The sequence below is a fragment of the Vibrio inusitatus genome (assembly GCA_024346935.1).
GTDB lineage: Bacteria > Pseudomonadota > Gammaproteobacteria > Enterobacterales > Vibrionaceae > Vibrio > Vibrio inusitatus.
Map to the genome: position 1 here is coordinate 957,244 of AP024878.1, position 12,557 is coordinate 969,800.

Sequence of the window (12,557 nt, forward strand, 5' to 3'; positions counted from 1 at the left end):
TAGGCAAAAGCACAGGTGGCTTAACTTATCCAATTTTGCAGAGAAAAATGTGATTTACAGCACTTTAGGATGTTAGACTAGGCGAATGAGTGAAATTAGAACCCAAGTACAGTTTGTTGAGATAGATTCCGACATGGCTGGACAGCGCATTGATAACTTTTTGCGCAATCAATTAAAGGCGATCCCTAAAAGCATGGTTTATCGAATCGTGCGTAAGGGAGAAGTTCGTGTAAATAAAAAACGTGTTAAAGCAGAGTACAAGCTGCAAGCGGGCGATGTTGTCAGAATCCCGCCTGTAACATTGCCTGCCACAGAAGACACACCGGCTTTGAGCACTAAGCTTAATAAGGTGTCTGAATTAGAGCACTGCATATTGTATGAGGATGAGCATGTGCTTATTCTCAACAAACCGTCGGGCACCGCTGTTCATGGTGGTAGTGGTCTTAAGTTTGGCGCTATTGAAGCCTTGCGAGCACTTAGACCGGAAGCAAGATTTCTAGAGTTGGTGCACCGCATTGACCGAGACACTTCTGGAATATTGCTGATCGCTAAGAAGCGTTCAGCGCTGCGTCATTTGCAAGCACAATTTCGTGAAAAGACAGTACAGAAATACTATTTCGCGTTAGTGATGGGTGAATGGAAAAGCAGCATTCGTAAAGTGATCGCACCGCTTCTTAAAAATGAAGTGAACAGCATCGTTCGTGTAAACCCTAACGGTAAGGCGTCAGAAACGCGCTTTAAGATAATTGAAAAGCTTAATAACGCCACTTTATTGCAAGCGAGTCCTATCACAGGGCGCACTCACCAGATTCGTGTACATGCTCAGTACACGGGCCATCCTATTGCATGGGATGATCGTTATGGAGACCGCCGTTTTGATGCATTTACAGGAAAAGTGGGTCTTGATCGTCTTTTCTTACATGCGGCAAATATTAAATTTATCCATCCAGGCACAGAAAAGGAAATGGACATATCTGCGCCAATGGAAAATAAATTGCAACGCGCTATCGAAGGGCTACGTGTTAAGTAATGGCATTACCTAATACATAAACCCCTTCGTTTTCGAGTAAAGCAATCAGGTCGATGAGCGGCAGCCCAATTAGCGTATTTGGGTCTTTACCCTCTAGGGATTGAAATAGAGCGATGCCTAATCCTTCGCTCTTAAAGCTGCCTGCGCAATTAAGGGGTTGCTCCAGTTCAACGTAACGTTTGATGTGAGTGTCTGTTAGGGTTTTGAAATGAACCTTAAAGGTATCAACGACTACTTGAGTACGACACTGTTTGCTGTTGTATAATGCAAGGCCAGTATAAAAAGTAATAGTTTGGCCGCTTTGAGCGTGCAACTGTTTAATAGCGTTTTCTACTGTATGCGGTTTACCAACGATTTGGCCATTGACCACACATACTTGGTCGGAGCCAATCACAAGGTGATTACCGTCGGGTAGGGCGCAAGATTTCGCTTTCCCTTCGGCAAGTCTAGCGACGAGTAGCTCAGGTGTTTCATTGTCTTGAGCGGTTTCGTCAAAATCTGGACTAAGCTGAGTAAAAGAAAGAGATAATTTATGCAGAATTTCAGCTCGGTAGGGTGATGTTGAGGCTAAAACAATTTGATATTCGCTCATGAGTTCCATCTGTGGGTAAGTATTGATTGCTATAGAATAATCGACGTACAAAAATTGAGTAAGTTTTTTCTGTTTTCCTTTGACTAAATATAAATTGAGAGATAATATTCGCGCCCTATGCAAAAGGTAAAAATACCGCGAACGGTTGACCCGAGTAAAGCTGCTCAGAAACGACTAGACTATGATGGCATCATCCAAGTCAGTCTGCTCAAGCGCTTGGCCGAGTCGGTCGAAGGCGTAAAACGCGACGCAGAAGTCACATTGTCATTTGACTTAGATGAACAACGATTGGTCGTTATCTCTGGTAAAGCTAACGTCGAAGTCGATTTAGAGTGTCAACGCTGCAATGAGAACTTCACACATGTTTGTGAAGTCCAATTCGTCTATACCCCTAATAAGGGCGAAAAGACCGAAGAGGAAGCCCCGGAAGAGTACGATTTGGTAGATCTGAACGAGTACGGTGAATGTGATCTCATACAGTTAGTTGAAGACGAGTTCCTTCTAAATTTGCCTCAAATTGCAATGCATGATGTTTCTGAATGTAGCGTAAATACAAATAACTTGGTTTTTGGTGACATTCCTGAAGAAATTGAGGAAGAGAAACCAAACCCGTTCGAAGTTTTAAAAAGCTTAAAAGCAAAGACAAAGGAGTAGGGTCAATGGCCGTACAAAAGAGCAAAAAATCACGTTCAATGCGTGGCATGCGTCGTTCACACGATGCGCTAACTACAGCTGCACTATCTGTAGACGCAACTTCAGGTGAAACTCACCTACGTCACAACGTGACTGCTGAAGGTTTCTACCGTGGCAAAAAAGTAATCAATAAGTAAGGTTACTTTTTGCAAACGATTACCGTTGCACTTGATGCAATGGGTGGGGATTTCGGTCCCCATGTTACAGTGCCTGCCGCCGTGCAGGCATTGTCTATTTTCCCAGAGCTGAAAGTTATATTAGTGGGCGACGAATCCGTCCTCATTCCCCACCTCTCTACATTGGGTTCTTTTCCCAAAGACCGAATTCATATCGAGCATACCGATAAGGTCATTGCCGACACCGATAAACCTTCTTCTGTAATGCGTCGTAGCGCAGGTACTTCTATGCGCAGAGCGATTGATCTTGTTGAAGATCAAACCGCACAGGCGTGTGTGAGCGGAGGAAATACTGGTGCTTTGATGGGACTCTCTCGTTATCGACTAAAGTTACTTCCTGGCATTGAAAGACCCGCACTCATTTCGGCTTTACCCACTCGTAGTGGCCAAAGAGTATGGCTATTGGATCTTGGTGCGAATGTATCGGTAGATGCGAACACGCTATTTCAATTTTCGGTCATGGGCTCAGCACTTGCAGAAGAACACCTGCAACGTGTACCAAGAGTGGCAATATTGAACGTAGGCGAGGAAGAGATTAAGGGAAATGATCTGGTAAAAAACTGTGCTGAAATGCTTCAGCAGGTAAAATCGATTAATTACACCGGCTTTATCGAGGCTCATCAATTATTGCACGATGAAGCGGATGTAGTGGTATGTGATGGCTTTGTAGGCAATGTATGCCTAAAAGCGTCTGAAGGAGTTGCAAATCTATTCCTTGAAAGGCTAAAACGTCATATGCTGTCGTCTAAGCTAAGAGCTTGGATTTCAAAATTATTCTTCTCTGAGCTGTTTTCTGAGCTAAAACAGCTGAACCCCGACCAGTATAACGGGGCAAGTTTGCTAGGATTGCGCGGCATTGTCATTAAAAGTCACGGAAGTGCGGATAAAACTGCTATCATCAATGCAATCATAGAGGCAGTTCACGAGGTCAAACGTCAAGTACCCAGTCGTATAAGTGACCGTTTGGAAACCGTTTTACTCGAGAGGCAAAATTAGTCTTCATGAATAGCAAAATATTAGGCACAGGCAGCTATTTGCCTTCCCAAGTGCGTACCAATGCAGATTTAGAACAAATGGTAGATACTGCCGATGAGTGGATTGTTGCTCGCACAGGTATCAAAGAACGTCGCATTTCTGCTCCCGATGAAACAGTTGCAGATATGGGCTACATTGCCGCTAAAAATGCAATTGAAATGGCCGGTATCGATAAAAAAGACATCGACCTAATCATCGTTGCTACTACAAGTGGTAGCCATGCTTTTCCATCTTCAGCGTGTCAGGTTCAAGGGCTCCTAGAGATCCCTGGCTGTGCTGCTTTCGATGTGGCAGCAGCATGTACGGGATTTGTATACGCATTATCAATCGCTGATCAGCATATTCGTTCAGGTATGTGCAAAAATATCTTGGTTATTGGCGCTGATGCACTGTCTAAATCAGTGGATGAGATTGATCGATCAACGGTTATCTTGTTTGGTGATGGCGCTGGTGCAGTCGTGTTAGGTGCAAGTGAAGAGCAGGGTATCCTATCTACACACTTAGGCGCTGATGGCCGTTATGGCGAGCTATTAAGCCTTGAAATGCCAGTTCGTGGTGGTGAAGTCGATAAATGGCTACACATGACGGGTAATGAAGTGTTCAAGGTTGCAGTAACCCAACTTTCTCGTTTGGTTACCGATACGCTGAAAGCCAATAACATGAGCAAAGAAGACTTGGATTGGTTAGTACCACACCAAGCAAACCTAAGAATTATTACCGCAACGGCGAAGAAATTGTCGATGTCTATGGATCAAGTGGTTGTGACCCTTGACCGTCACGGCAATACTTCGGCTGCAACAGTACCAACTGCGTTGGATGAAGCTGTGCGAGATGGTCGAATTAAGCGTGGTCAGACGTTGTTGCTAGAAGCCTTTGGTGGTGGTTTCACCTGGGGTTCTGCGCTGGTTAAATTTTAATCCAAGCGAGTTCGATTAACCAAAAGAAGTGCATTTGCACTTCTTTTTCAATATTTAGCAAGGCTTAAAGGACGAATTATGAGCAAATTTGCAATCGTATTTCCAGGTCAAGGCTCTCAAAGCCTTGGTATGTTAGCTGAACTTGGCGAGCAGTTTGATATTGTTAAACAAACATTTGCCGAAGCTTCAGAGGTACTAGGTTACGACCTTTGGGCGCTTATCCAAGACGGTCCAGTTGAAGATTTAAACCAAACTCATCGCACTCAACCAGCACTACTGGCTTCTTCAGTTGCTGTTTGGCGCGTATGGAATGAACAAGGCTTAGCTGCACCTGAGCTTTTAGCCGGTCATAGCTTAGGTGAATACTCAGCGCTTGTCTGTGCTGGTGTTATCGACTTCAAAGAAGCGATTAAACTGGTTGAATTACGCGGTCAACTCATGCAAGAAGCAGTACCAGCAGGCACGGGTGCAATGTACGCTATTATTGGTCTTGCTGATGATGCTATTGCTAAAGCATGTGAAGAAGGCGCGCAGGGCGAGGTTGTTTCACCTGTTAACTTTAACTCTCCAGGTCAGGTTGTTATCGCAGGTAACAAGGCGGCTGTAGAGCGCGCTGGTGCACTATGTAAAGAAGCGGGTGCGAAGCGTGCACTTCCACTTCCTGTTTCAGTACCGTCACATTGTGCATTGATGAAGCCTGCGGCTGATCGTTTAGCCGAAGCACTGAAAGAGATTAAGTTCAATGCTCCAACGCTGCCCGTAATCAACAACGTTGATGTAATTGCTGAAACGGATCCTGCAAAGATCAAAGACGCGCTAGTGCGTCAGCTATACTGCCCAGTACGCTGGACAGAAGGCGTGCAGAAGATGCATGAGCAAGGTGTTGAAAAACTTCTAGAATTAGGTCCAGGCAAAGTACTAACCGGCCTAACTAAACGTATTGTAAAAAGCCTAACGGCTGCAGCTGTTAATGACACTGCATCCCTTGAAGCGGCGAAATAAGATTCTTAACGGAGATAACGAATAATGAACCTTGAAGGAAAGATCGCACTAGTTACTGGTGCTAGCCGTGGTATCGGTCGTTCTATCGCTGAAACACTTGTTGCACGTGGTGCTACGGTTATCGGCACAGCAACTAGCGAGAATGGTGCTGCAGCGATTAGCGAATATTTAGGTGACAAAGGTAAGGGAATAGCACTCAACGTGACGGATCCTGCGTCTGTTGAATCAGTGCTTAAAGAGATCACCACAGAGTTTGGTCCTCTTGATATTCTCGTGAATAATGCAGGTATCACACGTGATAACTTGCTAATGCGCATGAAAGAGGATGAGTGGACAGATATCATGGACACTAACCTGACTTCAATCTTCCGTTTGTCTAAAGCGGTTCTACGTGGCATGATGAAGAAAAAGTGCGGTAGAATCATCAATGTAGGTTCAGTAGTTGGCACTATGGGCAACGCTGGACAAACAAACTACGCTGCAGCGAAAGCGGGCGTAATTGGTTTTACAAAGTCTATGGCTCGTGAGGTTGCTTCTCGCGGAGTAACGGTCAATACTGTAGCACCTGGCTTTATCGAAACTGATATGACAAAAGCACTGAACGACGAGCAACGCGCAGCGACGCTCTCTTCTGTGCCAGCAGGTCGCTTAGGTGATCCTCGTGAAATTGCAGCTGCAGTGGCATTCCTTGCTTCTCCAGACGCAGCTTACATCACAGGTGAAACATTGCACGTCAATGGTGGCATGTATATGGTGTAATTTTGCGCATTTTTGGCGTGATATATGTCAAAAGTGCCATTAAAATCGGTTAAATTCACAAAATTGTGGTTTGACCAGCAAGGATGCCCTTGCAACTTTTTAACTTTCGAATAAACTACGCAAAACATCGCATTAAGCGACTTATGTATAGGAAATAAAAAATGAGCAATCTTGAAGAACGTGTAAAAAAAATCATCGTTGAACAGCTAGGTGTTGACGAAGCTGAAGTTAAAAACGAAGCATCTTTCGTTGACGATCTAGGCGCTGACTCTCTAGACACAGTTGAGCTAGTAATGGCTCTAGAAGAAGAGTTCGACACTGAGATTCCTGATGAAGAAGCAGAGAAAATCACTACTGTTCAAGCTGCTATCGATTACGTAACTAGCGCTCAGTAATTCTCTTCTCAGGCGGTCTATCTTGGCCGCCTGATTCATTTCAGCTCCCTTATTGTTTAAAACCAATATCTAATTAATCTAACCCGGAGTAAAAATCGTGTCCAAGCGTCGTGTAGTTGTCACTGGCATGGGTATGTTGTCACCGGTCGGCAACACCGTAGAATCTTCTTGGCAAGCCCTGCTATCTGGTCAAAGCGGTATTTCAAATATCGAACATTTTGACACCACCGAATATTCAACACGCTTTGCAGGTCTTATCAAAGACTTTAACTGCGAAGAGTACATGTCTAAAAAAGATGCTCGTAAAATGGATCTATTTATCCAATACGGTATCGCAGCAGGTATCCAAGCACTTGATGATTCTGGCCTAGAAATCACTGATGAAAATTGCTCTCGCGTTGGCGTGGCGATTGGCTCTGGTATTGGTGGCTTAGGTCTGATTGAAAACGGTATCCAAGTTATGAACGAAAAGGGTGTTCGCCGAGTGAGCCCATTTTTCGTTCCATCAACCATCGTAAATATGGTTGCAGGTAACCTTTCTATTATGCGTGGCCTTCGTGGTCCTAACATCGCTATCTCTACAGCATGTACTACTGGTTTGCACAACATCGGCCATGCGGCTCGTATGATTGCTTACGGTGATGCTGATGCAATGGTTGCGGGTGGCTCTGAAAAAGCATCTACTCCAATGGGTATTGCTGGCTTTGGTGCAGCTAAAGCGTTATCAACTAATAATGAAAACCCTCAAGGTGCTTCTCGTCCATGGGACAAAGCACGTGATGGCTTCGTATTGGGTGATGGTGCTGGCATGATGGTACTAGAAGAGTACGAATCAGCTAAAGCACGTGGCGCTAACATCTACTGTGAGCTAGTTGGCTTCGGTATGAGTGGCGATGCGTACCATATGACCTCTCCAAGTGAAGATGGCTCTGGCGGTGCTCTAGCTATGGAAGCTGCGATGCGTGATGCGGGTGTGACTGGTGAGCAAATTGGCTACATCAACGCACACGGGACCTCGACTCCAGCAGGTGATGTTGCAGAACTTAACGGCGTAAAACGCGCTTTAGGTGAAGCAGGCGCTGCGCAAGTGAAAGTTTCTTCTACTAAATCTATGATTGGTCACCTATTGGGTGCGGCAGGTTCTGTTGAAGCTATTATCACTGCGTTGGCTCTTCGTGACCAAAAAGTGCCGCCTACTATCAACCTAGATGATATGGATGAGCGTGCTGCAGAGTTAGGTATCGACTTAGTGCCAAATGTGGCACAAGATGTTGATATCGAATACGCTCTATGTAACTCATTTGGTTTTGGTGGTACAAACGGCTCATTAATCTTCAAAAAGATTTAATAGTCTTAGTTACCATAGAACAAATAGTTAGCTAGAATTGTAAGGGTCAGACTCAGTTTCAAAGAAACTGGCTCTGGCCTTTTTTTTGTTGGTAACCTTTGGAAAGATCAAATGTATTGGATAAATGGAGTCCAAGGAGAGACTGTCTCGGCCAGTGACAGAAGCTTCAACTATGGAGATGGCGGTTTTACGACAATCAAAACCTTTGACGGACAGCCTCTTTTTTGGTCTTTGCATGTAGAAAGAATGCAAACTTGTTTGCAACTACTACACATTATTGAGCCCGACTGGAATCAAGTGCGAGCTTGGGTAAACCAAGCTGCAATAGAACAAGGCTTAGGGGGGTTAAAACTTCATGTAAGTCGAGGTTGTGGCGGGAGAGGGTATAGCCCTGTCGGAGTCACTGAGTCTATCGTTACCATCAGTGAATTTGGCTATCCGACACACTACAAAGATTGGCAACGTGATGGCGTTGAGCTAGGTGTTGCTGAGCTCAAGCTAGGAATTAACCCCTTATTAGCAGGGCATAAACACAACAATCGATTAGAGCAAGTGCTGCTAAAGGCTGATGTTGAACAGCAAGGTTTTCAGGACGGTGTGGTACTTGACCTTAATGAGCACGTCGTGGAAACAACGATGGCAAATCTGTTTTGGATTCAAGGCAAGACGCTCTATACCCCAAGTATGGAAAAGTGCGGTGTGTCTGGTGTCATTCGTCGGTTAGTTATCCAAGAGGCTCAAAAGTCGGGTATGAAGGTGCTACTTGGTGAGTTTGATATAGCGCACTTAATGAGCGCCGATGAAATTTTTATGTGTAATTCTCTATTGGGTGTCGCTCCTGTCGTAAAAATCACACATAAATCTTATCCAGTCGGTATAATCACACGCGACTTTCAGGAGAGTATAAATAGTGCTTAAAAAAATTATCACCCTTTTTATTATCTGCATTCTTTTGGCTGGAGCTGGTTTATTTTACGCTTGGAACCAACTCGAAGGCTATGTTAATCAATCAATGAACATTGATGAGCCCACTCTGGTAACTATCGAGTCTGGAACCTCATTCAACTCATTATTAAATCGATTTGAGAAAGACGGTTGGATTGAGCCAAGCGATTTTTCTCGTTTATTGCGTCGTGCGCACCCTGAGTTAACTCAGGTTAAAGCTGGAACGTTTCAGATACAGCCGAATCTTACCCTTAAACAAACCCTTTTAGATTTGGTTCATGGGCAGCAGAAACAATTTAGCATCACGTTTGTTGAAGGAAGTACCTTTAAAGAATGGCGTACAATGTTCGACGAAGCGCCTCATCTTATACACACGACCAAAGATATGACCGAGGCTCAGATAGCCGAAGCATTACAGATTGATAGAGAGAAACTCGAAGGTTTATTTTTGGCTGAGACTTACCATTATACGGTAGGCATGTCAGATCTAGACATCATGAAGCGCTCTCACGCGCAATTGAACCGTATACTCGAACAATATTGGGATCAACGCCAAGACAAACTACCTCTGAAAAACGCTTATGAAGCGCTTATTCTAGCCTCTATTATTGAAAAAGAGACAGCGGTACCCGAAGAGCGGCCATTGGTTTCGTCCGTGTTTGTGAATCGATTGAACATTGGTATGCGTTTGCAAACAGATCCCACGGTTATCTACGGTATGGGCGACAAGTACAAAGGGAATATTCGTAAGCGTGATTTACAAACACGAACACCCTACAACACGTATACCATGTATGGTTTGACACCAACGCCAATTGCTATGGTAGGTGAAGAAGCGATCGCCGCTGCGGTTGACCCAGATGATAGTAAGTATTTGTACTTTGTAGCGAGTGGTGATGGCGGACATGTATTCTCTAAAAACTTAAGAGATCACAATCGCGCAGTTCAAGAATATCTAAGAAAGCTAAGGGCACGTAAATAAATGGGACAAGGTAAATTTATTGTTGTTGAGGGCCTAGAGGGCGCCGGAAAAAGTACCGCGATTGCGAGTATCATGTCGGTATTAACCTCATCGGGTATTTCAAATATCGTCTCAACACGAGAACCTGGTGGTACTCCTTTAGCTGAAAAGATGCGCGCTTTAGTGAAAGAAGAACACGAAGCAGAAGAACTACAAGATATTACTGAATTGCTTCTTATGTACGGCGCACGGGTACAGTTGGTAGAAACAGTCATTAAGCCTGCATTGACCGCTGGTGATTGGGTAGTGGGAGACCGTCATGATCTTTCATCCCAGGCATATCAAGGTGGTGGTCGGCAGATCCCAGCAGAAACGATGCTGTCACTGAGACAAATTAGCTTAGGTGACTTTAAGCCCGATCTTACCTTATACATGGATATTGAACCTCGACTTGGTTTAGAGCGAGCGCGTGGCCGAGGAGACCTTGATCGTATTGAAAAAATGGATATTTCATTTTTTGAGCGTGCACGAGAGCGTTACCTTGCATTGGCGAACAGCGACAGCTCGATACTCATCATTAATGCGGCACAGCCGATTGATAAGGTTGCCCGTGATATCGAAGCTACGCTAGTTCATTGGTTAGGAAATCAATAGTCATGAATGGTGCTCATTACCCGTGGTTATCTGATACTTGGACGAACTTACAAGCTAGTATGCAGAATGGTTCATTGCCAGGTGCTTTGCTTTTCAGTGCAACCGAAGGTCTTGGTGAAGAGTGCCTGGTTGAAGAATTGCTTAAGGTACAATTGTGTAACAGTAGTACGGTAGAGGCTTGCGGGTTTTGTCATAGCTGTGCGCTATTTCAAGCCGGGACGCACCCTGATTTGCATCGAATTGCACCGGCTGAAGGTAAAGCGAGTATTTCTGTGGACCAGATCCGTGAAGGGAATCGTTATGCGCTTGAGTCATCTCAATTGAGTGGTCAGCGAGTCATAGTGATAGAACCTGCGGAATCAATGACAGAGCAGGCTATGAATGCGTTATTAAAGACACTCGAAAGCCCGCCTGAAAGCTGTGTTTTTATTTTAAGAAGCCATGCTCCACACCGATTATTACCCACTATTAAAAGTCGCTGTCAGCATTGGCACGTTAAAACGCCTGTACTGAGTGAATATCAGCAATGGTTATCGGCAAATGGGATCTCTGAGGTTCCTGAACTGTATTATCAGTTATGTTTAGGTGCTCCTTTAAAACTTAAAGCATTTGTTGAGCAGGGGCAGGGGGTGGAGTTTGACTCAACATTGTCAGCATTAACGGATTTTGTTGAGCAGGATTTTGCATTACCTAAATCCTTTATAGACAAATGCTCTACGGACACGCTCTCGAAGCTCAGTTTATTGTCATTGGCTTTAATAGAGCTTCAGAAAGGATACTTCGTTGAACTCCCTACGGTAGAAAATCATCCTCAATTAAAACGTCTGAAGTCTACGTTAGATTATCAGCGGGTTTTCGATATGACTCGAAGGCTTGCTAAGCTTATGGAGCAACTTACCCTGCATACAGGGCTCAATAAAGAACTATTATTAAGCCAGTGGCTCATTGAAACTAAAACTAGATGATTATTCATGTTAGTTGAATTTTTTGTTTACAAGGCGCGCGTACAGCGCGTTTTTTTATAGGTGTTATATGTTTGTAGATTCTCATTGCCATCTTGATAAGCTGAATTATCAAGACTTGCATACTGGTGTAGCCGATGTCGTTGCTAAAGCTGAGGAGGCCAACGTCAAACAATTGTTGTCGGTTGGTGTAACGCTTGATGCTTTTCCAAAGATGATGGAGCTAATTACTCGCTTTCCTCAAGTACATGCTTCCGCAGGCGTTCATCCTTTAGATGTGGAGAGCGCATTTGACCTTGAACAGCTTCGTTCTTTTGCTAAACATGAAAAGGTAATCGCCATTGGTGAGACTGGTCTTGATTTTCATTACAAGCCGGAGACTAAAAATTTACAGATCGAACGATTTGAACAGCAAGTAGCGCTAGCCGTTGAAGTAAACAAACCCTTAATTATCCATACACGACAAGCAAGATCTGAGACATTAGCGATATTGCGTGAAGGTGGAGCAGCAAAGTGTGGTGGGGTTATCCATTGTTTTACTGAAGACCAGGCATTTGCAGAGGCAGCTATGGAGCTAGGGTTTTATATTTCGGTGTCAGGGATCGTAACTTTTCGTCAAGCTATTGAATTGAAAGAGGTTGTGAAAAACTTACCTCTAGATCGTTTGCTTATTGAAACAGATTCTCCGTATTTAGCACCTGTGCCTCACCGAGGAAAAGAGAATCAACCAGCCTATGTAGTTGAAGTTGCTAGTTATATTGCACAGTTAAAAGGTCTTTCTTTGGGTCAGGTAGCGGAAAAAACAACGCAAAATTTCACCGATCTTTTTTTGCGTCGCTAAGTTAGTTTTTGCACATAATTCATTCCTCTGGTTTATTATAGAGCTTTAATTATCTATATTTACTGTTTATGTTGGTTATTACTTTTTGTGTTTAAAATCGAGTTCACATAGCTGTGATAGAAAATTTCCGTATAAAAAATAAGTACTTGGAAGCGTGTGAAGCAGTATGGTTGAGCGTTTTATTTGTGGTTTTATTGTTTAAATACAATGACTTAACGATGTGATTATTCACTTATGCTCACTTGGG

The 12,557-nt window shown here is 43.9% G+C and carries 15 protein-coding genes; 14 read left to right on the plus strand and 1 reads right to left on the minus strand.

Annotation, left to right across the window (positions count from 1 at the left end):
* Positions 1 to 85 precede the first annotated feature (85 nt).
* Positions 86 to 1,030 carry a 23S rRNA pseudouridine(955/2504/2580) synthase RluC gene (rluC, locus tag OCU48_RS04360; RefSeq protein WP_141343891.1) on the plus strand — a complete coding sequence of 315 codons (945 nt, stop codon included), beginning with the start codon at positions 86 to 88 and terminating at the stop codon, positions 1,028 to 1,030.
* Here rluC and OCU48_RS04365 read toward each other — a convergent pair.
* Entirely contained in the window at positions 1,023 to 1,622 is a 600-nt protein-coding gene (locus tag OCU48_RS04365) for a Maf family protein (RefSeq protein ID WP_141343892.1), read from the minus strand. The genes rluC and OCU48_RS04365 overlap by 8 nt on opposite strands.
* A gap of 117 nt (positions 1,623 to 1,739) precedes the next feature.
* Here OCU48_RS04365 and yceD point away from each other — a divergent pair, with 117 nt between their 5' ends.
* The 13 genes from yceD (at position 1,740) to OCU48_RS04430 (ending at position 12,310) form a co-directional block, all read left to right on the plus strand.
* Entirely contained in the window at positions 1,740 to 2,276 is a 537-nt protein-coding gene (yceD, locus tag OCU48_RS04370; protein ID WP_141343893.1) for a 23S rRNA accumulation protein YceD, read from the plus strand.
* Positions 2,277 to 2,281: 5 nt separating this feature from the next.
* Positions 2,282 to 2,452: a 50S ribosomal protein L32 gene (rpmF, locus tag OCU48_RS04375; protein ID WP_004737376.1), complete on the plus strand. Its 171-nt coding sequence runs from the start codon at positions 2,282 to 2,284 to the stop codon at positions 2,450 to 2,452.
* Positions 2,453 to 2,461: 9 nt separating this feature from the next.
* Positions 2,462 to 3,487, plus strand: coding sequence for a phosphate acyltransferase PlsX (gene plsX, locus OCU48_RS04380; RefSeq protein WP_141343894.1), 1,026 nt, complete (start codon positions 2,462 to 2,464; stop codon positions 3,485 to 3,487).
* 5 nt (positions 3,488 to 3,492) lie between these two features.
* Complete coding sequence (locus OCU48_RS04385; protein ID WP_141343895.1) at positions 3,493 to 4,443, plus strand: beta-ketoacyl-ACP synthase III; 951 nt, start codon at positions 3,493 to 3,495, stop codon at positions 4,441 to 4,443.
* A 78-nt stretch (positions 4,444 to 4,521) separates the two neighbouring features.
* A complete protein-coding gene (gene fabD, locus OCU48_RS04390; protein WP_141343896.1) occupies positions 4,522 to 5,445 on the plus strand; it encodes an ACP S-malonyltransferase in 924 nt (307 codons plus the stop codon).
* A 24-nt stretch (positions 5,446 to 5,469) separates the two neighbouring features.
* Positions 5,470 to 6,204, plus strand: a complete 735-nt coding sequence (gene fabG / locus OCU48_RS04395) for a 3-oxoacyl-ACP reductase FabG (protein ID WP_141343897.1) — start codon at positions 5,470 to 5,472, stop codon at positions 6,202 to 6,204.
* 161 nt (positions 6,205 to 6,365) lie between these two features.
* Positions 6,366 to 6,599 (plus strand): acyl carrier protein, encoded by a 234-nt coding sequence (gene acpP / locus OCU48_RS04400; protein WP_004737381.1) that lies wholly within the window; start codon positions 6,366 to 6,368, stop codon positions 6,597 to 6,599.
* Between the two features lie 97 nt (positions 6,600 to 6,696).
* Positions 6,697 to 7,947: a beta-ketoacyl-ACP synthase II gene (gene fabF, locus OCU48_RS04405; protein ID WP_141343898.1), complete on the plus strand. Its 1,251-nt coding sequence runs from the start codon at positions 6,697 to 6,699 to the stop codon at positions 7,945 to 7,947.
* A 111-nt stretch (positions 7,948 to 8,058) separates the two neighbouring features.
* Positions 8,059 to 8,865, plus strand: coding sequence for an aminodeoxychorismate lyase (gene pabC, locus OCU48_RS04410; RefSeq protein ID WP_141343899.1), 807 nt, complete (start codon positions 8,059 to 8,061; stop codon positions 8,863 to 8,865).
* Positions 8,858 to 9,874 (plus strand): endolytic transglycosylase MltG, encoded by a 1,017-nt coding sequence (gene mltG, locus OCU48_RS04415; RefSeq protein WP_141343900.1) that lies wholly within the window; start codon positions 8,858 to 8,860, stop codon positions 9,872 to 9,874. The genes pabC and mltG overlap by 8 nt, the downstream gene beginning before the upstream one ends.
* On the plus strand, positions 9,875 to 10,507 hold the full coding sequence (tmk, locus tag OCU48_RS04420) for a dTMP kinase (protein ID WP_141343901.1): 633 nt from the start codon (positions 9,875 to 9,877) through the stop codon (positions 10,505 to 10,507).
* Positions 10,508 to 10,509: 2 nt separating this feature from the next.
* Entirely contained in the window at positions 10,510 to 11,472 is a 963-nt protein-coding gene (holB, locus tag OCU48_RS04425; protein WP_141343902.1) for a DNA polymerase III subunit delta', read from the plus strand.
* A 67-nt stretch (positions 11,473 to 11,539) separates the two neighbouring features.
* The gene (locus tag OCU48_RS04430) at positions 11,540 to 12,310 is read left to right on the plus strand and encodes a TatD family hydrolase (protein WP_141343903.1); all 771 of its coding nucleotides are present in this window, start codon (positions 11,540 to 11,542) and stop codon (positions 12,308 to 12,310) included.
* Positions 12,311 to 12,557: the final 247 nt, after the last annotated feature.